The organism is Actinoplanes sp. ATCC 53533, assembly GCF_003947245.1.
In genome coordinates, this window is record NZ_QHHV01000031.1 from 67,515 (window position 1) to 87,010 (window position 19,496).

A 19,496-nucleotide genomic window follows, 5' to 3' on the forward strand; every position below is an offset into this window, starting at 1 on the left:
CGGTGTCGTCGCCGTCGCAGGCCTTCGGCCTTTACCACGAGAAGCTGCGGCGCTGGATCTACGACCAGGGCTGGGACCGGCTGCGCGACGTGCAGGAGCGCGCCGCGGAGGTGGTCATCGGCGGTGCCCGAGATGTGATCATCTCCTCCGCCACGGCGAGCGGGAAGACCGAGGCGGCGCTGTTGCCCATCTGCTCGGCGATAGCCGGGCAGCCCGAGGACGCTGCAGGCCTCGCGGCGCTCTACGTCAGCCCGCTGAAAGCCCTGATCAATGACCAGTACGACCGGATTCTCGAGCTCTGTGCGCCCCTGGGGATCCCGGTGCATCGCTGGCACGGCGACGCCCCGGCGGCGGGCAAGGCGAGGGTGCTGCGTGCCCCTGCCGGGCTCCTGCTGATCACCCCCGAATCCCTGGAGGCCATGTTCGTCCGGCGAGGCGACCGGGTGCGGCGGATCTTCGGCGCCCTGCGGTACGTGGTCATCGACGAGTTGCATTCCTTCATCGGCACCGCCCGGGGCGCCCAACTGCAGTCCCTGTTGCACCGCGTCGACCTGGCCGCCGGCCGTCGGGTGCCGCGAATCGCCCTGTCCGCCACCCTCGGCGAGCTGGCGACCGCGGCGGACTTCCTGCGGCCGGGGCACGGCGCGGAAGCGGCGGTGGTGACCTCGGCCGAGCCCGGCGGCGAGATCAGGCTGCAGGTCCGCGGCTACCTCGACCCGATCGCCGCCACGCCGAAGGACGCCGAGCCGGCCGACCGGGCGGCGATCGCGGACCACCTGTTCCGGACGCTGCGCGCCACCGACAACCTGGTCTTCGCGAACTCCCGCGCCGCGGTGGAGACCTACGCCGACATGATCAGCCGTCGGGCGGCGCTCGCCGGCACGCGCGCCGAGTTCCTCGCCCACCACGGCAGCCTGTCCAAGGAAATCCGGGAACACGTCGAGGAACGTCTCAAGGACCCCGCCACACCGGTGACCGCGATCTGCACCTCCACGCTGGAACTGGGCATCGATGTCGGATCCGTCGACTCGGTCGCCCAGGTCGGTGCCCCGCCGACGGTGGCCGCCCTGCGCCAGCGCCTCGGTCGATCCGGCCGTCGGCCCGGCCGGCCGGGGATTCTGCGGATCTACGTCGCGGAGCGGGAGCTCGGCCCCGGCAGCAGTGCGACGGACGCGCTGCGCCCCGAACTCGTGCAGAGCGTCGCGATGGTCGAACTGCTGCTGGCCGGCTGGTACGAGCCACCGGACGCGACGGGTCTGCCACTCTCGACCCTCATCCAGCAGGTCCTGTCGATCACCGCGCAGCAGGGCGGCGCGACCGCCGGGCAACTCTTCGACATGCTCTGCGGGCGCGGCCCCTTCGACCGGGTGGGCCGGGCCACCTTCGCGTCCCTGCTGCGGGACATGGGCCGGCACGACCTGATCCAGCAGGACAACGACGGTCAGCTCCTGCCGGGCGGCGTGGGCGACCGGCTCATCAACCACTACAGCTTCTACGCGGCCTTTCGCACGTCGCAGGACTACCGGCTCGTCGCGGACGGCTACACGCTTGGCTCGCTGCCCGTCGACCGTCCGATCCTGCCCGGAACCCTGCTCATCTTCAGCGGCGCACGATGGCGCGTGCTCAGCGTGGACGTCGCCCAGCGCGTGATCGAGCTGACGGCCGCGGAAGCCGGCCGGCCCCCGGTCTTTCCCGGCTGCGGCGGTGAGATCGCCGACGAGGTACGGCGCACCATGCGCCGGCTCTACTCCGCGACCGAGGTGCCGCGCTACCTCGACGGCGCCGCCCGGACCATGCTCGCCGAGGCGCGGGCGGCGTTCGTCGACTCCGGACAGGCCACCTCGCGCATCTTCGCGTCGGGGCCGGACGCCGTGCTGTTTCCCTGGCGCGGTGACCGGATCATGAACACGCTCGTGGTTGTGCTGGCCAGCCAGGGCCGCCGGGTCGGGCAGGATGGTCTCGGCATCACCGTCAGCGACTGCACGCCGGCGGAACTGGGGCGAATCGTGCGCGCTCTCGCCGCCGCCCCTCGCCCCGATCCGGTGTGGCTGGCCGGCACCGTGCGGGCCAAGGCCCACGAGAAGTACGACCGGTATCTCGGCGCGGAACTGCTCGATCTCGCGTACGCCGCGCGCGCCCTTGATGTGCCGGGTGCCTGGGCCTGCCTCGCCGATGTCGGCGAGCAGCTGCCGGAATCGGTTGGACCGTGACGGCCTCGGGCGGGGACGGATCGCGTCGCGACGTCGTCCCGCCCAAGATCCGCGGTGGTTTCGCTGCTCGCCTGGCCCCGGTCAGCTGGACATGACCATGAGCATGGCCATCATGCCTTCGTCCTCGTGGATGGCATTGTGGCAGTGCAGCATGTAGTAGTAGTCGTTGTCCGCGTAGTCGGTGAATTGCATCGCGATCACGTTCGTGCTGTTGGGCCCGATCAGAATGGTGTCCTTCCATTCCGCGTACGCGCCGGTGGGTTTGTCTCCGTCGATTGTCTGCACCTGGAACGGCACGTCGTGCAGGTGGAATGAGTGGGTCAGCCCGGTGGCGTTGGTGATGGTCCATACCTCGGTGGCGCCCAGCGTCGTCATGATGTCGCTGGCTTCCATCGCGGTCATGCTGATGCCGGCCACGCCGTTGATATACATGGTGTTGCCGCTGTTGGACAGCGCGATGGTGCGGGTCGCGGCGGGGCTGCTGACGTCCAGCGCGGTGAACGTGGCGAGCGAGTCGGGCAGGCTGGCCGCCGCGCTGGTGGCGGTGGACGTGATGGTGACGATCTGGCTGGTGCCGCTGCCGCCGCGGGCCCCGCCCGCGGTCACCGTCGCCTGCAAGGTGACCGCGGCCGCGCTCGTGACGTCGATGCAGATCTCCGCCCGTTCGCCGCCGACCAGTTGCAGGCTGGTGACCGACAGCGGCGCGGACAGCAGTGCGGCGTCCGAAGCGACCTGGGTGAAGCTCGAACCGTCGGAGACCGAGATGGTGATGATGTCGGTGATCGAGGCGTTGAGGATGTGGAAGCGCACCCGGCTGGCGTCCACGGTGAGCGTCGGTGTCCCGTCGACGCCGACGTTGGAGCCGTTGACCAGCAGCGGGAACGACGTGGTGCGGGCGAGCAGGCCGGCGGTCGTGGACAGGATGGCCCCGGCCGAGCTGATCGGCAGCGACTGGATGATGAGCGGGAACTGGTCCGTGCCGTAGTCGTTGGGCAGGGCGGCGGCGCCCGCGCTGTCGTCGTCGACGATCAGCATGCCGACCAGGCCGCTGGCGATCTGCTCGGCTGTGGTGGTCAGGGCGTGCGGGTGGAACCAGAGCGTGCACGCGTCCTGGTTGATCTCGAACGAGGGCGAGAAGGTGGCGCCGGCCTCGATGGTGTTCTGCGGTCCGCCGTCGACCGAGGGCGGGATGTGCGCGCCGTGCCAGTGCACGGTGCTCACCGCGCTGAGGTTGTTGGTGATGTCCATCTGGACGGTGTCACCCTTGGTGACCTTGATGGCCGGGCCGAGGAAGGCCTGGTTGAAGCCGGCGGTTTCGCTGCTGACGCCGCTCAGGATCTCGGTGGTGCCGGCCTGCATGGCGAGCGTGTACACCAGCGTGCCGGTGGAGTCCGTGGTGGATTCGAGCAGCGTGGGGATGGTGAGGGTGCCGGTGGCGGCCGCCGCCCGGGCGCTGGTCGCCAGCGGCAGGCCGGCCCCGGCGGCCGTGCCCAGCAGGGCCAGCGCACCGAGTCCACGCAGCATGACCCGTCTGGAGACCGGGCGGCCCGCGACGTCGGACGAGAGTGTGACCGGAAGAGGCATGGCTGGTTGCCGGGACGGGGTGCTGTGGACCGCGTTCTGCGCCGGCCGGTGTTGTTTGGTCATGGCCGGGGAAGCTAGGGACGAAGTCTGTGGTTCTGATGTGGACACGTTTGGGAAACGCCTAGATTGTCGTCGGCGAATGCCCGATTTTGCGTCGCCAGCTGTGCACCGACTGTAGGAATCCCTGGTGGTGGCTGGAATTGTGGGCGTCCAGCTGTGGAATTCCTGTGCTGTGCGCGAGCCATGAATCTGTGTACCCATTCAGGCTGGGGGCATGTTCGGCACCGGCACATGGCTCGTTGATAGGTGATTCCTATGGAGATCTGAGGAAGCGCCCCCACGGTAACCGGGCATCCAGCCATGGATTCTCCGAATCCCCTCGCCTCGTGCAAGACCTCCAGAAAAGGAAACCCAGATGCGCAGACGCACCCTGGTCAACGGAGCGGCCGTGGGCACCGTCCTCCTCACCTCGATCGGCATCGGGGTGGCGATATCGTTCGCCGCGATCTCACCGTCCATTCCGAATGCCGGCGCCTCGGCCGGTCCCAGCGCCTCGGGCAGCGCCCCGTCGTCCGGGACCCCGACGGCATCCGCGAGCGCGACCGGCTCGGCCAGCCCGTCGGCCAGCAGTTCCTCCTCCTCCGGCGGCAGCGAGTGCGCGGACGTGTTCCTCGTGGCGAAGCCGGCCGGAGACAAGGTCGGGAAGCTGTGCACCGCGATCGCCAACAGCAGCACCAGCATCGACAACGTCGTGGTCACCTTCACCGCCGCGTCGACCTGCAGCGACAGCGTTACCCTGCGGGTGTCGGGCGCCGATCAGGACGGCGCCGAGTTCGCCGTGGTCAAGACGGCGGCCTGTGGCTCGGGCGCGGCGACGGCCACGTTCGAGCCGGTGGACAAGGTCGCCTCCGACACCTTCATCTGCGGCATGCTGCTGTCCGACAAGTACACCGCGGCGCAGGCCTGCATCGCGATCTCCTAACGGGGACACCACCGAATGCTGCACCCGACGGCTTTCGCCGGGTGCAGCATCCCGCCGGCCGGGTGCGGGCGGCAGGCGGTTGTCAGGGCTGCAACGACCACTGCTGACAGGAGTTGTTCAGCCAGGTCCACAGCCGGATGTCGGTGCCGTCGGCGCTGTCGCAGTCGGCGACGTCGGCCACCTTGCCGCTGTTCGGGTTCAGCAGCCGGAACCAGCCGCTGTCCGTGTCGACCAGCTGCCAACGCTGGCAGTTGTTGTTCCACCAGGTGTACTGCGCGATGGTGGTGCCGTCGGCGGTGCCGCAGTCCGCCACGTCGAGGACCTTGCCGCTGTTGGCGTTGAGGATCCGGCTGGTGCCGTCGCCGAGCGGCTCGACCTGCCAGCGCTGGTTGTCGCCGCCGGTGCAGGTCCACTGCAGCACCTCGCCGGAGTCCGCGGTGGACCAGCCGTACACGTCGGCGCACTTGCCGGTGGCCCGGTTGACCAGCTTCAGGTTGTTCGGCGCGGAGGAGTTCGGGTCGAACGCGATTCCGGACGGCATGGCCCGGCTCAGGGTGGTGGCGAAGTAGCTGTCCTTGAGGCCGAAGATGGCGCTGCCGAAGTCGTAGTTGCTCAGGGTGTCGCGGACGGCGGTGCTGGGGTAGCCGTTCCAGCCGACCAGGGTCGGGTACTGCCAGGTGCCGTAGGCGTTCTCCGGCGACTCGTCGCTGCTGTTGCCGAGGCGGAACGTGTGCGTGCTGGCACCGTCCTTGTGGTAGACGATCTTGGGATGGGTGCCGTCCCACTGGACGCTGCTCGCCGCGTGCACGGTGAATTCGCCGTGCGCCGAGGTGGCCACGTAGACGGCCTGGTTGTTCCGCACCCAGACCACGACGTGCTCCCAGTCGTGCCGGTGACCGCCGACGGAGCTGTTGGCGAGCGCCTGGTCCTTCTCGAAGTAGAGGCCGTACGCGATCGCGCACCACCCGTTGTTGCACTTGGACCGCGCGTACCCGTTGGTGTTGTCCAGGTCTGAGGTGTCGTGGCACTCGCCGCTGAGCGAGCCGGTCGGGTTGAGCCCGCCGTTGACCGTGCCGTCGGGGCCGATGGCGGGCGTCGGGTAGCAGCCGTCGGTGTCGTAGTCGTAGGCCGGCTGCCACGTCCGCTCCAGCACGTCGGCGTTGCCGGGCAGCTCGGTGGGCGGGGCGGCGAGGGCCGGCGTCGCCGCGGCGAGGACCAGGGCGAGGGCGCTGCCGGCGACAGTCAGGAACCGGCGGACGCCCCTGCGGCGTCGGCTGGTCCTCATCGCGCGGGCGGGGAGGGGGATGGGGGTGGGGGTGGGGGATGCCATGCCGGATTTGCTCCTTGCGGTGGCCTGAGGGCGGGCGGCTGCCCGGGGAGTGCCCGCGGTCCGGTTTGGACGGTTGACGTCCGGCCAGCCGCATGCGGAGCGACGACGGGGATTGGTCGATGTCCGCGAATGTGTGACAGCCGTCACTAGCTTGATCGTTCCGCGCCGGAAGATCAAGAGGCCGATGCGGCGAGCTCCCGGATGAGGGCCGCCAGCCGGTGGACGACCGGCCGGTCGCCTATCCTCGGCCGCAGCACGGCGTGGATGTCGCGGTAGTTGTCGAGCAGCTCGCGCCCCGACCGGGCGCTGTGGTTCAAGAGCGCCGGCCCCGACCGTACGAGATCGTCCACCAGCGTTTGCAGGCTGGAGACCTTGTCGGCGGCGATGACCAGCAGCGAGTCGGGGGAGAAACCGGCCATCCGGCGCAGATGGGCGCGCTTGCGTTCCCGCCAGTCCTGCCCGGCCCGGTCGCCGAGGTCGGCGTCGGTGCAATCGTCGACGATCTGGAAGACCGCCGGGCCGAACCGCTGGCGCAGCTCCTCCCGGCTGGTCGGGGTGTCCTCCAGGACGTCATGCAGCAGGGCGGCGATCGCCTGCCGTTCGTCGCCGCCCTCCTCGAGGACGATGGCGCACGTCGCCAAGAGGTGAGACACGTAGGGGGTGGCGCTGTTGTGGCGTTGCTGCCCCGCGTGTCGCCGAACGGCCCAAGTCAGCGCGGCCTCGAAGTCCGTCGACAACGCCACGGGCCACCTCCGTTCGTGACCTACATGGTGGTCACGAGGGTGTGGGCGTGGTCAACCTGGCGGACCACCTCGTCGTGGTCGATGCGCCGTCCGAACTGCAGCCCGCCGCGCGGCGAGGGCTCGGTGGGGCGGTAGTAGACCCTGGAGGTGCGGCGCTCTCGCGGGCCGCGCAGCACCAGTGTCACGCAGGCCTCGGCGCGGTTGGTGACGGCCTGGTGCACCACGGTGGCCGACGTCCGGTAGTAGCCCTCGAGGGGAGCCCGGTCGACAGTGCGGAAGGGCTGCAGGCCCACGGTGCCCCGGGTGGTCACCGTGGCGATCCGGCCCCGCAGGTAGGGCCGGTATTCGAAGGATCGCCACCGCTCGGCCCCGGAGTCGCCGGTCTCCGCCAGCTCGACGAAGCGTTGCGAGCCTCCCAGCAGGATCGAGGAGAAGGCGAAGCGATGGTCGTGCGGCCGTGAGATGTCGTCGGGCGCGCCGGGAGCGGCCGGCCAGTAGTGCAGCGTGAGGCGCGCGGCCGCCTGCTCCGAGATGACGATCTTGGTGAATCCGTTGACGTGCCGGTACGGCCGGCCGGCCGGATATCGGCCGCTTCGCAACTGGGTGGCGAGCCGCAGCAGGATGTCGGCGAGGTCCGACGGGGTGTGCCGGAGAAACGCGTCGTGGAGCTCGGCGTAGCTCGCGCCGGCGGGTAGGCCGCCGGCGCGAGGCGAAACGCGTTCCTGGACCACAGCGTCCTCCAAGCAATTTGCCCTAAATGCCCGGTTCTTCATCGTAGTACGGCGGGAATGTTCCCACGTGTGCATTCGGGCCAGGGGCAGGGTTTTGCGTCGCTCAGGTAACGAATGGCCGGTTGAGTGGTGGCGGGAAGGGCTCGTGGCATGCGCGCACCGGCGGCGGGACCAGGCAGGCCGCGATCAACGGTACGGAACCTCCGGTCAGGAAGTGGTCCAGGGCAGCACCGGAGGCTGGGATCGGGCGGCTACCGCGGCGATCACGCGGTCGGGCCGGACGAGGACGACGAGTGACGGATCGCCGGTGAGCGCGCGCAGTCGGGTGGCCCGGCCCGGGGCGAGGCGGGCGGTGATCCATTCGGGCTCGCCGGGCGCCGCGGCAGCGTCGGTGACCCGTAGCGGCGTGATGCCGTAGCGGCGGCAGGCGGCGACCAGTTCCGGTTCGGGGCTGCCCGCGGTGAGCAGCGCCGGAGCTCCGCCGAGGAGGTCGTCGAGGCGCACCTCTTCACCGTCGGCAAGACACAGCAGCGGGTTCGGGATGAGGGCGCCGACGCGCAGCACCCGCGACCGGGGGAACAGTCGCCGGTCGCGCCGCAGCGCGCCAGCCCGTAGCGGCGGAGTGGCGGTGGAGGCCAAGCGGTCGCGGATGCGGTCGTTGCGTACGGCGGCGGACAGCAGCAGGCGGCGCACGGTCGCCGCGGCGTCCTGCCCGCCGGTCATCGCCCAACCGGCCAGCTTGGCCTTACGGATGAGCGCTGCGGCGTGCGGGCGGCGTTCGGTCTCGTAGGTGTCCAGCAGGCCGGGCGCGGCGTGGCCGGTCAGGACGTGGGCGATCTTCCAGGCGAGGTTGTCGGCGTCGCGGATGCCGGCGGCCAGGCCCTGGCCGATGAACGGCGGGGTGAGGTGCGCCGCGTCGCCCAGCAGGAAGGCCCGGCCCACGCGCAAGCGGACGGCCAGCCGGGCGCGGAACGTGTAGGCCGCGGTCCGCACGACCTTCAGCCCGTCGAGGTCGGCCCGGCGGGTCCAGGGCTGGAGGAGCCGGCCGAGAGCACCGACGAGGTCCGCCTCGTCCTCGCCGTCGCGCAGCTGAAACTCCCAGCGGTAGCGGTCGTCGGTCACGTGCATGAACGTGGCGGCGCGCGCGGGGTCGCACACCTGCTCGACGCCGTCCCAGGTGTCCAGCGGCGGGTCGGCTCGCACGTCGACGATCAGCCACCGCTCGGCGAACCGCAGGTCCCGCATTCGCACGCCCAGCAGGTGGCGCACCGTGCTGTTGGCGCCGTCGCAGCCGAGCACCAGGCTGCCGGCGAAGGTGCGGGCGGCCTCGTCGGCCACGGCGCGGGTGTGTACCCGCACGGGCGGGGCGCTCAGCGGGGCGTGCACGCCCTCGATCGCGTGCACCTCGACGCCGCGGTGCGATGCGACGAGCGGATGCCGGTGGATGCGGTCCAGCAGCAGAGCTTCCAGGTCGGGTTGGTGGAACATGGTGGCGCCCGGGAAGCCGCTGTCGGCGACTTCCGCCTCGCGGCGGAACTCGGCCATCACGCGGTGGTCGGCGTCGAGCAGGCGCAGCCCGCGGCCCGGCCGCGAGCGGGCGAGCAAGGCCTCGCTGACGCCGATCCGGTGCAGCGTGCGGGCGACCTCGTCGTCGAGATGGACCGCACGGGGCAGCCGATGCGGCTCGAGGTGGCGCTCGATCAAGGTCACCGGGATGCCTCGGTCGGCGAGCAGCAGCGCGGCGGTGCAACCGACCGGGCCGGCGCCGACGACGATCACGTTCGGTGGATCCATGGCGGCGCCCCCTCCGCTCGGCCGTGTCCTGGCACGGTAGTGCCGCGCGGTCCGGTCGCCCGTGACCGGGTGGACCCGTAGGGTGGCGGGATGCCGTCTGACTTTGTCTTGAAGACCATGAACGCGGTCCACCGGGCGCTCGTGCGGGTGTCCGGCGGGCGGATCGGCAACGATATCGGCGGCATGCCCGTTCTCGAAGTGGTCACCGTCGGCCGGCGCAGCGGCGCACAGCGGGCGGTCATGCTCACCTCCCCGCTGCGAGAGGGCGAGGCGTATGTCGTGGTCGCCTCGCGCGGCGGGGACGACCAGCACCCGGCGTGGTTCCTCAACCTGCGCGACGAGCCGCGGGTTCAGGTGGCCGTCGCGGGCGGCCCGCGAGCGCCGATGCTCGCCGCCGTCGCCACCCCGGACGAGCGGGCCCGGATGTGGCCCCAGATCACCGCGAGTTACCAGAACTACGCGAACTACCAGAAGCGCACCCAGCGCGAGATTCCGCTGGTGCTGCTGCGCCCCGCGTCCTGAGGCCGGCCGGCCGCCGGAGGTAGCGCAGCGGCGACGACGCCGGCACGGCGACGCAGCTCAGATCGAGTACGCACCGTTGCTGCCTGCCGAGCTGCGCGCACGGCTGGCCGAGGTTCCTGTTGACCTCAACCAGAGTTCAGGTGCTTCACTTTCGGCCATGGATCTTGATGGTTTGCGCGTCGCCATCACGGGCGCGGCACGTGGCACGGGTCGACTTCTGGCCGAGGCGTTCGCCGAACGCGGCGCCCAGATCTTCCTCTCGGCCCGCGACGTGGTGGCGGCCCGGCGGGTCGCGGATGCGATCAGCCAGCGGGGGGCAGGTCGGGCTGACGCGTTTCACTGCGATCTCGCCGCACCGGATTCGGTGCGTGGGTTCGCCGCGGCCGTGGCCGACCGGACGAGCTACCTCGATGTGCTGATCAACAATGGTGCCGCATACATCGAAGGCGACGACCTGGCAGACGTCCCGGACGACACGATCGAGAGCGTGATGGCCGCGGGCGGGACCGGCACCGTGCTGCTGACCAAGCATCTGTTGCCGCTGCTGCGGGCATCGTCGCGACCCGACATCGTCAACATGATCTCCACCTGCGGCGAGACGGGGCACCGCCGTTCGGGCGCGCATCCCGCGTTCTACGCGGCCAAGCATGCCCACGCCGGGCTCGCTGAGATCCTGTCGCACCGGCTCCGGCCAGCAGGAATCCGGGTGATTTCCCTATACCCACCGGATTTCGTGCAGAGCGGGCCGCGACAGGCGGACAGCGACCTCACCGCGCAGTCGGTCATCGACTGCGTGGTCTTCGCGGTTGGCCAACCACGAGACTGCTTCATCCGCGAGTTCCACTTCGAGCAGGTGCGGACTCCACACTCCTGAGCGCCGCCGCGCCGGCCAGCCTGGGCCAAACCGAAGATCCTCGGCGCGGGTCCCAGCGCTGAGACCGACGGCGTCGGAACGAAGAGCAGATGCACAGATCCGCCGTGATCCCGCCGATGGCGATCTTCGACGTGGGTCACAAGGACGGGCAGCAGCGGCACCGGCAGGGCCGTACCGGTCTGTGAACAGTACGCACGGCCGGTCAGGATCACACTGAACGGGGTGGCGAGGAGCCGGACGACGCAGCCTGAGCGGCGGCCGCGACTGGATGGTGCGGACAGGCCCAGGACGTGGCGGCCATATCGATGTATGGTGCTTGTATGGCGGTGAAGAAGGTCACGGTGACGCTTCCAGAAGAGTTGTTCGAGGCGCTCGGCTCGGCGGCCCGGGAGGACGGGGTCCCGCTGTCACGGCTTGTCGCGAGCGCGGCGGAAAGCGAACTGCGGCGACGGGTCGGCCGGCGGCTGGTGGCCGACTGGCAGGCCGAGCACGGCGCGTTCACGGTCGAGGAGCTCGCGGCGGCGCGGGCGGAGATGGCCAGCGCTGACGCCGAGGCGTTCGGAGTGTCCCCGTCGGCGGCGGCGTGAGCATCCCGTACGTGTACGACGCGGGTGTGCTGCTGTCCATCGATGGCAATGACCGGCGGATGTGGGTGATCCACCACCTGGCCGTGGAGGAGGGGCGTCGTCTTCTCGTTCCCGCCGTCGTCGTAGCTCAAGCGTGGCGTGATGCCCGTCGGCAGGTGCAACTCGGCAGGTTTCTGGGCAGCTGTGAGGTCGTCCCGACCGGGCTGGAGGTGGCGAAGGCGGCCGGTGTGCTGTGCGGCAAGGCCGGCACCCGTGACGTCGTCGACGCCACGGTGGTCACTGTCGCGCTGGCATATGGCGCGATCGTGTTCACCAGTGATCCGAACGATATCGCGCTGTTGGGAGCCGCTGCGGAGACCAAGCCGGGAGTGGTCATCCGACGGGTCTGACGCTCCGGGCGGCGCGGGTGTGACGCTCAGGCCGGGCGCCGCCACCGTTCGAGGACCCGGTCGATGTCGCTCCGGATCCGTTCCCGGGCTTGCTCCCGTGGCACGCCGGCCATCAGCAGGTCGTCGTAGGCGGTGTCCTCGTGCCGCACCGCGGCGATCACCGCTCGGGTCACGGCGTCCAGATCGAGCGCCCGGCCGGCGGCGCTGCGCCCCACCCGGCCGCTGCCGCGGGCGCCGGTGTGTCGGCTGATCGCCGCCGCCCGTTGCGGCGGGCAGCCGGGGAACAGCCGGCCGATCTGGTCGGCCAGCTCCTGCTGGAACGACTCGTCCGCAGCCTCTCGCCGTTCCCGGTCCCGCTCGCGGCGGCGGGCGCGGGCCTCCTCGTCGGACAGGCACTGCCGCTCGGCCTGCTCGACCGCGGCCTCCTCGACCAGCAAGCCCTGCCGCTCGTAGCGCTTGCGGGAGCGGCTGAACCGCACCACCACCGCCGAGAGCTGGCTGGCCTTCTTGGCCCGACGGGTCAGCGCCGGGTCGCCGGCCGGCAGGAACACCAGGTGATCGAGGTCCGCGCAGGTGACGCAGACCGGCCCGGCGTCTTCCATCATCAGCATGTCGGCGTCGGTGCGCCCGCAGCTGACGCACGTGAACGCCGCCAGCGGCAGCACCACCACCAGGTCCGGCGGCTTGCTCTGCCGGGCGGTCAGCCGCTCCCGCTGCCGCTCCGGCAGGTCCGCCGGCATCCAGTGGGTGCGGTAGGCCAGCTCCAGCCCGGGATCGCCGGCGGCGGTGAAGCGCAGCGGCGGCCGGTCGCGGGTGGCGGCCAGATATTCGACCTCGCTGGGGATCAGGCCATGGCTTTCCACCCAGCGATGGAACACCTCCATCGCGTCGGCGAGCCGGTCGGCCGACACCGCCGCGACCGCCTCCAGGTGCGGTGCCCTGCCCTGCCGCCAGTCCGTCACCAGCCCGGGCGGCACCCACCCCATCCCGGTCAGCACGTCGAGCGGGCTCACGTAACGCTGGCGCGTCAGCGCCTGCTCGGCGGCGGTCATCACCCGGCGTTCCAGCTTCGAGGCGGGCTGCACAGGGCGCAGATTACCCCAATCCGTTCGACGGGCCGGGCGCTCCGCCCACCGTCCGGACCGCGGCCATGAGCAGTCGCCAGAAGGCGTCCACGTCCAACCCCACCGCGACGTCCGCGTTCGGGGCGCGGGCGGTGCGGCGATGGAGGTCCACCACGGTCGCGCCGCGGGTGTACGTGCCGGTCAGCTCGACGGCGACCGGGGCCGCGACGGTCCGGACCATCGACGGGTCGATGACCGCGGCCACGGCGATCGGATCGTGCACCGGTGGATGCTCGAAGCCGAACACCCGGTGATATGTGCTCGCGAAGAACGTCATCAGGTCCGCGCAGACGGTGCCGATCCGGGTGCCCAGCCGGTGGAACTCGGCGATGATCTCCGTGGTCGCCAGGGCCTGGTGCGTGACGTTCAGCCCGATCATCGTGGTCGGCAGCCCCGACCGCAGCACGATGTCGGCCGCTTCCGGGTCGGTGACGATGTTGAACTCACCGTAGGGCGTCGTGTTGCCCCGGTCGGTCGAGCCGCCCATGAAGACGATGCGGCGCACGCGCGGCATGACCTCGGGATGGCGGCGCAGGAGCAGCGCCACGTTGGTCAGCGGCCCGGTGGCGACCAGGGTGACCGGCTCGGCCGCGCCCCCGATCAGCCGCCGCATCAGCTCGACCCCGTGCACGTCCGCGACCTCGGCGACCGGCATGTCGAGGTCGGGGCCATCGAGCCCGGACGAGCCGTGGATGTCCTCGGCGACGGTGAGGTCGCCGACCAGCGGCCGGTCGCAGCCGGCCGCGACCGGAACGTCGGCGACGCCGGCCAGGGCGAGAATCCTCAGCGCGTTCCTCGTCGTCTTCTCGAGCGTCTGGTTGCCGGCGACGGTGGTGACGCCGAGCAGCCGCAGCCGCGGGTCGCCCGCGGCCAGCAGCAGAGCCAGCGCGTCGTCGTGCCCCGGATCGCAGTCGATGATCACCGGACGTGCGGCGAACTCCCTCATCCGCACGACGATAGATGCCGGGACGGGGTCAGGCCTTCTCAAGGGTGAAGGAGCTGTCCGCCTCGAACGCGTCCGAGCCGTTCCGTTTGTCGATGTAGAGCTCGCCGCCGCGGCGGTGGACGACGTAATCGGGGTAGTTGGCCGAGCGCAGGCGCACGACCCCGGCCGGGGCGTCGTCGAGCGGGCAGAAGGTCGCGTCCTTGCGATACAGCTCGGCGTCCTCCGATTTGTCGAAGCGCAGCCGGTAGTCGTAATGGCGCAGGTACTTGCCGCCGGGCGCCCGGACGGAGAAGCAGGACGCGTCGGCCAGCCCTTTGACCACGGTGAAGGCGGTCCGCTGACCGGGGGACAGCGCCGCGAAATCGCCGTCGGTCGTCAGGTAGTCGCCGGATCCGCCGCTGAGCGACACCAGCCAGGACCCGGTGGCGAGCTCGGCGGGCGCGGAGGAGGCCGCCGTGGCCGGGGTGATCGACGGCGCCGCGGCCGGCGGGGCCGGATTCGCCGCCGGCCCGGCTGCCGGATCCGCGTCGCCCGTGGCGCTGCGCCACACCACGACGACGGCCACGAGCACGACGACGACGGCCACCCCCACCAGCACTTTCACCGCGGCATGGGTGCCTCGCGGGGCCTGGCCGTACACAGTCATCGCTGAGCCTCTCCGGTCTTGGGGCGAGCTGAGATTACGTGATCCTGTGCCCGCCCAGGCCGACCGCGGTCGGCCTGGGCGGCACCGTGTCCCCGTGGCGCGGAGGTCAGAAAGTGACCAGCGGCGATCCGGTGAGCTGGTCCATGGCGAAGTTGACGAAGAAGAAGCCGAAGAACAACGCGACCAGGACCAGCACGACGTACGACCACCACGATGCGCGGGCCGGCCGCGGCAGCTTGCTGATCAGGTACATGAGCGCGAACGGGAAGATCATCGCTGCCAGGTTCGACATGTTGGCCGCCCATTGGACCAGCGTGACGGGCAGCGCGCGGAAGATGATGATGGAGATGACGATCCCGAGGACGATCATGAACGGGTAGTAGAAGCGCCGTGGATCGCCCGCGATGAGCCGGCGGAATCCGGCGCTCGACCCGTACAGCGCGTCGACCATGTTCCGGGTGAGCATCTCGAAGACGACGATCTGCGTCTTGAACAGGATCACGAAGCCGATGAACAGCGCCCAGCCGAAGAACAGACTGCTCTCGCCGGTCGCCCGCAACTGGTCGGCGACGAAGGTCGGCATGCTCGCCACCGTGGGCTTGACGCCGCTCTCCTCGGCGAGGTGGCTGACCAGAATGCCGGGCATCAGCATGCCGATGATGGCGCCCGGCACGAAGACGGCCCACATCTCCAGCTTGAGGAAGTGCCACCAGCGCCGCCACTGGGCCGCGTTCTCCGGCGTCTCCGGGAAGGTGGTGCCGACCGGAGCGATCTCCGGCCGTCCTTCGGCGCGCGCGAGCAGCCCCGGGATGTATCCGGTCTTGCTACCCATCCCGTAGCCCTTGTCCCGGTAGTAGTTCATGAAGACGAAGTTGAGGCCGGAGGCCATCGCGGCGAAGCCGGCCACGGCGCCGATCGTCGTCGCCTCGGTGCCCTTCGGCGGCAGCGCGGGCTGGATCATGCCCACGACGCCGTCGAGCCACGCGGACGGCGGGGTGATGATCAGCACGACGAGGAACAGCGTCACGAGGATGAACAGGACGAGGACCCAGAACAGCAGCTCCAGCGTCCGCGAGATCTTCTTCCCGAACAGCGTGATCGCGAAGACCGCGCCCATCAGGCCGACGCCGATCCACCGGGTCGTGGTCAGGTCGCCGCCGGTGGGAATGTCGCCGGTGACCAGGGTGAAGAAGCTCGCGCCGGCCGAGGCGGCCCACCCTCCGGTGATGAACGCCAGGTAGAAGAGCCCGACCGCGAGGATCGTGCCGACGTACGCCCCGGGCGGCACCCGCCCGAAGCCGAGCGACGGCACCTCGCCGGTGGCCAGCACGTACCGGCCGATCTCCATGTTGTACAACGCCTGCAGGATGATCGAAATCGTGATGATGAAGCCGACGCCGGTCCAGCCGAGGCTGCCGATGGCCTGTGGCCCCAGGAGCCACTCGCCGCTTCCGATCGAGAGGCCGAGGGCGATCATGGCCGGCCCCATGATCTTCGTGATGGTCTCCTTGGGCCCCGTCTTCGAGACCTTGAAGACCTCTTCCGGCGTCGGTAGGTCATCCACGTGCAAGGGTGGGCGACCGACGCCAAGGGGATATTCGGCAGCCCCTACGGGCTGAGATGCGCTAGTCATCTGCTCTCCCGATCTGCGAGTTGGTGCTGGTGCGAGGGCGCCGACGCGCCACTCATGCATCGATGGTCATCCCTTTAATGAGGCCGGGCAACCCTCGACCGGTGCAAAGCGTGATCGGTGACTAGGGTGGCGCGGTGACGACGTCGTGGACCGCACCCATCGCCTCGCCCGCGCCCCGGCAATGGACGCCGGAGACCGTGGCTTCCGATGACCGCCGGGACGGTGTGATCATCACCGGCTGGCTGCGGTCGGTGCTGCATCCGCGCCGGGGCGGCATCGCCACCGACATCCGGCCGCTGGCCGGGTTCGATGAGGCCTGGGCGGGACTGCGGCACGCGGTCTGGGCGCAGGACCGGGCGATCCGGGTCGCCTCGAACGAGTCGTCGCGGGTCTGGCGGCTGGTGACCTCGCAGGACTCCGGCGACCGGGCCCTCGGCGAGCGCCTGCTCGTTCCCGAGGCGCGGATCGGCGCCGAGGCCGAGGACCACGCGCTGGTCCGGGCGGTCCGCGAGCGTTTTCAATACCTCGACCGGGGTGTCGACGAGTGGCTTGCCGACTTCCTCGTCGCCTCGCACGGGCTGCCCGAGGCGTGCCGGCGGGTCCTCGGCGGCTTCCACGTCGAGCTGCCCTACGTCGGTGTCGGGGTCTTCGGGCGGCTGCGGCAGCTGCTTGTCGCCGCCGACGACGCGACCTATGCGCAGACCCGGGACGTGCTGCTGGAAGTGCGGGACCGGATGGCAGCAGGCCTGAGCGGCAGCCTCCTGGCCGACCTCTGCTGGGCGGTCAGCTACCTGCTGCCTCTCGGCCCGCAGTCCGGCGCCGAGGAAGAGGACGCGCATGCGGAGGCGATGCGGTGGGTCGGCGAGTTCGGCAACGTCGACGTGCACGCCTCCGGGCTCGCGACGGGTGATCTCGACACGCTGGAACGCTTCCTGAGCACCAACAAGCGGGTGCGGCACGAGTTCTTCGGTGCCTCCGGCGGGCGGCTCTACCTGGCCGGCATGCTCGACATCGCCGGTGCGGCGGCCGGGCCGGTGCTGGCCCGGATGCGGCCGGCCTACCCCTACGAGGACCACCCGTATTACAACGGCCTCTGGTGCAGCCTGCTCGCCCACCTCGACGACGACGCGGCGAGGGCGGCACTGCGGGCGGAGCGGGACGCCGGGCACGCGTGGGCGACCGGGTTCACCGCCGTCGAGGAGGAGGCTCCGGGCGTACCCGATGGGTCGCCTTGTGATTATCAGCCGCCGCAGGCGGCTCAGCCGGCGTGGCTGGAGGTGGCCGTGCCGGTCGCGCCGCTGCTCCGTTTCCGGGACGAGGAACGGGAGGCGGCCGAGCGGGCGGGTGTCTACGAGGACGCCGAGCAGTGGGAGGACGTGGCGATCGGGCGCTGCGACACCGCTCAGGTGACCGCCTGGCTGGAGCACCGGGAGCACTGGGCGATACCGACGACGCTGCCCGCGCTCGCCCTCGCTCCACGGTGGACACATGAGCGGCTGATGGCGCTGGGCTTCGCGCCCCACCACTACTGGGTGCGGTCCCTGATCCAGCTGCTGCTGGTCCGGCACGGGGTGAGCCACGTCGCGCCGCTGCTGGCCGCGTTCGAGGACCGGGCGAGCGTCGAGGCGGCGCTGGAGGCGGCGCATCCGGTCGGGCACGTGGCGCTCGCCGCGCCGACGGTGCGGGCCTTCGCGGGCAAGAAGCTGCGTAGGCCGGCCCGCTCCTGGCTGCTGCGGCATCCGGAGCACGCGGCGGCCGGGGTCGTCGCGCTGTGGGTGGCGGAGCCGAGCGACGCGGCGGCCGGGCGGGTGCTGCGCTACCTCGACGCGCAGGGGCACCGGGCGCTGCTCGTGGCGCAGGCGGGCGCGCGGGCCGCCGACCTGGTCGCGCTGCTGGACCAGGACCCGCTCGACGCGCCGAAGGCGAAGCGGCCCAAGATCCCCGCCTATCTCACCGGCGAGCCGCTGCCGCCGCTGACGACCGCCGCCGGCGGCGTCGCGACGGCCGAGGAGCAAGACCATTTTCTGGTACGCCTGGCGAGTTGCGACGCCGACGAGGTGCACCCGGCGGTGCTGGCCGCCCGCGACCGGTGGACCGCCGGCTCCCGGGCCGCGTTCGCGGATGCGCTGTTCGACCGCTGGACGGCCGCCGGCGCCCCGGCCGCCGAGGGCTGGTGCATGCAGGCCGTCGGCCTGATCGGCGACGACGCCGGCGCCCGGCGGCTGGCCGCGCACGCGAAACAGTGGGCGGGCGCCAACGCCAGCGCCCGCGCCCAGGCCGCCCTCGACGCGCTGCGGCACCGCGGCACCGACGCCGCCCTGATCGAGCTGAGCCTGCTCGCCGAGCGGTCCCGGTTCCCCGTCTTCAAGAGCGTGGCCCGGCGGCACATCGAGGCGATCGCCGACCTGCGCGGCCTCACCTCCGACGAACTCGCCGACCGGCTCGTGCCGTCGCTGGGCCTCGACGACGAGGGCGGGGACACTGTGGACACCGACGCGGGCACGTTCCGGATCGCCTTCGACCACCGGCTGGCGCCGGTCGTCCGGGACGCGGCCGGCCGGGTGCACGCCGACCTGCCGAGGCCGGCCCGCGGCGCGGACAAGCAGCGGCAGAAGGCCGCCAAGGACCGGCTCGCCGCGCTGCGCAAGGAGGCCCGGGCCTCGGCGTCGCTGCACGTGGCGCGGCTGGAGCGGGCGATGTGCGCCGAGCGGCGGATCCCGGCCGGGATCTTCCTGGACCGGTTCGCCGCCCACCCGTGGATGACCCACCTGGCCCAGCGTCTCGTCTGGGGCGTCCACACCGATGGGGCGCTGGTCGGCACCGTGCGGGTCGCCGAGGACGGCACCCTCGCCACGGTGGACGACGAGCTCGCGACGCTGCCGGCGGGCGCGAGCGTCAGCGTGCCGCATCCGCTGAACTTCCCCGAGGGCCTGCTCGCCGCGTGGGGTGAGGTCTTCGCCGACTACCAGCTGATCCAGCCGTTCGCGCAGCTCAACAGGCCGGTCTACCGGATCGCGCCGGGTCGCGCGCTCGATCGGTTCGCGGGCCGCAAGACCAGCTACCCGGTCCTGCGTGGGCTGGAGCGGCACGGCTGGACCCGCTGGTACGACGCCGTCGTCCAGATGGCGAAGCCGCTCGGCGGGGGCGTCTGGGCCGTGCTGGAGACCGACCCCGGCTGGCACGCCTCCGACACCGTCGAGTCCGCCCCGCCGCAGACCGTCGGTGCTGTCACCCTCGCCCGCGGCGGCGACCGCACCTTCGGTGATCTGCCGGCGGTGGCCGTCTCCGAACTCGTCCACGACCTGCGCGTGCTGGACTGACCGGACGGGCCCGACGGCGATCTCATTCGATCATAAACGATCGCTGCTTCCGTTCATTTGCGCCATAAGCGACCGTACGTG

General features: G+C 71.1%; 16 protein-coding genes. 7 read left to right on the forward strand and 9 right to left on the reverse strand.

The window, feature by feature from the left end; translation table 11 throughout:
• Positions 1–2 precede the first annotated feature (2 nt).
• Positions 3–2,210: a DEAD/DEAH box helicase gene (locus DMB66_RS12455; protein ID WP_199752274.1), complete on the forward strand. Its 2,208-nt coding sequence runs from the start codon at positions 3–5 to the stop codon at positions 2,208–2,210.
• 81 nt (positions 2,211–2,291) lie between these two features.
• On the opposite strand, the gene DMB66_RS12460 is transcribed toward DMB66_RS12455, so the two are convergent.
• The gene (locus DMB66_RS12460) at positions 2,292–3,857 is read right to left on the reverse strand and encodes a multicopper oxidase family protein (protein ID WP_158647220.1); all 1,566 of its coding nucleotides are present in this window, start codon (positions 3,855–3,857) and stop codon (positions 2,292–2,294) included.
• A gap of 352 nt (positions 3,858–4,209) precedes the next feature.
• Here DMB66_RS12460 and DMB66_RS12465 point away from each other — a divergent pair, with 352 nt between their 5' ends.
• Positions 4,210–4,776: a hypothetical protein gene (locus DMB66_RS12465; RefSeq protein WP_125804216.1), complete on the forward strand. Its 567-nt coding sequence runs from the start codon at positions 4,210–4,212 to the stop codon at positions 4,774–4,776.
• 82 nt (positions 4,777–4,858) lie between these two features.
• Here DMB66_RS12465 and DMB66_RS12470 read toward each other — a convergent pair whose 3' ends face one another.
• The 4 genes from DMB66_RS12470 to DMB66_RS12485 all read right to left on the reverse strand — a co-directional run bounded on the left by DMB66_RS12470 (position 4,859) and on the right by DMB66_RS12485 (position 9,374).
• Positions 4,859–6,106, reverse strand: a complete 1,248-nt coding sequence (locus DMB66_RS12470; RefSeq protein ID WP_125804217.1) for an NPP1 family protein — start codon at positions 6,104–6,106, stop codon at positions 4,859–4,861.
• Between the two features lie 173 nt (positions 6,107–6,279).
• A complete protein-coding gene (locus tag DMB66_RS12475) occupies positions 6,280–6,849 on the reverse strand; it encodes an HD domain-containing protein (RefSeq protein ID WP_125804218.1) in 570 nt (189 codons plus the stop codon).
• A gap of 20 nt (positions 6,850–6,869) precedes the next feature.
• Positions 6,870–7,592 carry a hypothetical protein gene (locus DMB66_RS12480; RefSeq protein WP_125804219.1) on the reverse strand — a complete coding sequence of 241 codons (723 nt, stop codon included), beginning with the start codon at positions 7,590–7,592 and terminating at the stop codon, positions 6,870–6,872.
• Positions 7,593–7,787: 195 nt separating this feature from the next.
• The gene (locus DMB66_RS12485; protein ID WP_125804220.1) at positions 7,788–9,374 is read right to left on the reverse strand and encodes a bifunctional 3-(3-hydroxy-phenyl)propionate/3-hydroxycinnamic acid hydroxylase; all 1,587 of its coding nucleotides are present in this window, start codon (positions 9,372–9,374) and stop codon (positions 7,788–7,790) included.
• A 90-nt stretch (positions 9,375–9,464) separates the two neighbouring features.
• Here DMB66_RS12485 and DMB66_RS12490 point away from each other — a divergent pair, with 90 nt between their 5' ends.
• From DMB66_RS12490 to DMB66_RS12505, 4 genes are all read left to right on the forward strand, one after another.
• Positions 9,465–9,896: a nitroreductase/quinone reductase family protein gene (locus DMB66_RS12490; protein WP_125804221.1), complete on the forward strand. Its 432-nt coding sequence runs from the start codon at positions 9,465–9,467 to the stop codon at positions 9,894–9,896.
• 157 nt (positions 9,897–10,053) lie between these two features.
• Positions 10,054–10,770: an SDR family oxidoreductase gene (locus tag DMB66_RS12495; protein ID WP_125804285.1), complete on the forward strand. Its 717-nt coding sequence runs from the start codon at positions 10,054–10,056 to the stop codon at positions 10,768–10,770.
• A gap of 320 nt (positions 10,771–11,090) precedes the next feature.
• Complete coding sequence (locus tag DMB66_RS12500) at positions 11,091–11,357, forward strand: hypothetical protein (RefSeq protein ID WP_125804222.1); 267 nt, start codon at positions 11,091–11,093, stop codon at positions 11,355–11,357.
• Complete coding sequence (locus DMB66_RS12505) at positions 11,354–11,746, forward strand: PIN domain-containing protein (RefSeq protein WP_125804223.1); 393 nt, start codon at positions 11,354–11,356, stop codon at positions 11,744–11,746. Before DMB66_RS12500 ends, DMB66_RS12505 begins: the two co-directional genes overlap by 4 nt.
• 26 nt (positions 11,747–11,772) lie before the next feature.
• Here the strand turns inward: DMB66_RS12505 and DMB66_RS12510 are convergent, their stop codons facing one another.
• The 4 genes from DMB66_RS12510 to DMB66_RS12525 form a co-directional block, all read right to left on the reverse strand.
• The gene (locus DMB66_RS12510) at positions 11,773–12,831 is read right to left on the reverse strand and encodes a DUF2293 domain-containing protein (RefSeq protein WP_199752276.1); all 1,059 of its coding nucleotides are present in this window, start codon (positions 12,829–12,831) and stop codon (positions 11,773–11,775) included.
• Positions 12,832–12,841: 10 nt separating this feature from the next.
• Positions 12,842–13,816: a nucleoside hydrolase gene (locus DMB66_RS12515; RefSeq protein WP_233624501.1), complete on the reverse strand. Its 975-nt coding sequence runs from the start codon at positions 13,814–13,816 to the stop codon at positions 12,842–12,844.
• A gap of 28 nt (positions 13,817–13,844) precedes the next feature.
• Positions 13,845–14,462, reverse strand: a complete 618-nt coding sequence (locus DMB66_RS12520) for an AbfB domain-containing protein (protein ID WP_125804224.1) — start codon at positions 14,460–14,462, stop codon at positions 13,845–13,847.
• A 106-nt stretch (positions 14,463–14,568) separates the two neighbouring features.
• Entirely contained in the window at positions 14,569–16,026 is a 1,458-nt protein-coding gene (locus DMB66_RS12525) for an Nramp family divalent metal transporter (protein ID WP_199752277.1), read from the reverse strand.
• A gap of 203 nt (positions 16,027–16,229) precedes the next feature.
• Between DMB66_RS12525 and DMB66_RS12530 the strand changes: the two genes are divergently transcribed.
• A complete protein-coding gene (locus DMB66_RS12530; protein WP_125804226.1) occupies positions 16,230–19,415 on the forward strand; it encodes a DUF4132 domain-containing protein in 3,186 nt (1,061 codons plus the stop codon).
• Positions 19,416–19,496 lie beyond the last annotated feature (81 nt).

What these genes read in the sequence shown, in the direction of transcription:
- DMB66_RS12460 (WP_158647220.1), bottom strand. Translation starts at nt 3,857, where the DNA reads ATGACCAAACAACACCGGCCGGCGCAGAACGCGGTCCACAGCACCCCG.
- DMB66_RS12465 (WP_125804216.1), top strand. Translation starts at nt 4,210, where the DNA reads ATGCGCAGACGCACCCTGGTCAACGGAGCGGCCGTGGGCACCGTCCTC.
- DMB66_RS12470 (WP_125804217.1), bottom strand. Translation starts at nt 6,106, where the DNA reads ATGGCATCCCCCACCCCCACCCCCATCCCCCTCCCCGCCCGCGCGATG.
- DMB66_RS12485 (WP_125804220.1), bottom strand. Translation starts at nt 9,374, where the DNA reads ATGGATCCACCGAACGTGATCGTCGTCGGCGCCGGCCCGGTCGGTTGC.
- DMB66_RS12490 (WP_125804221.1), top strand. Translation starts at nt 9,465, where the DNA reads ATGCCGTCTGACTTTGTCTTGAAGACCATGAACGCGGTCCACCGGGCG.
- DMB66_RS12495 (WP_125804285.1), top strand. Translation starts at nt 10,054, where the DNA reads ATGGATCTTGATGGTTTGCGCGTCGCCATCACGGGCGCGGCACGTGGC.
- DMB66_RS12500 (WP_125804222.1), top strand. Translation starts at nt 11,091, where the DNA reads ATGGCGGTGAAGAAGGTCACGGTGACGCTTCCAGAAGAGTTGTTCGAG.
- DMB66_RS12515 (WP_233624501.1), bottom strand. Translation starts at nt 13,816, where the DNA reads ATGAGGGAGTTCGCCGCACGTCCGGTGATCATCGACTGCGATCCGGGG.
- DMB66_RS12520 (WP_125804224.1), bottom strand. Translation starts at nt 14,462, where the DNA reads ATGACTGTGTACGGCCAGGCCCCGCGAGGCACCCATGCCGCGGTGAAA.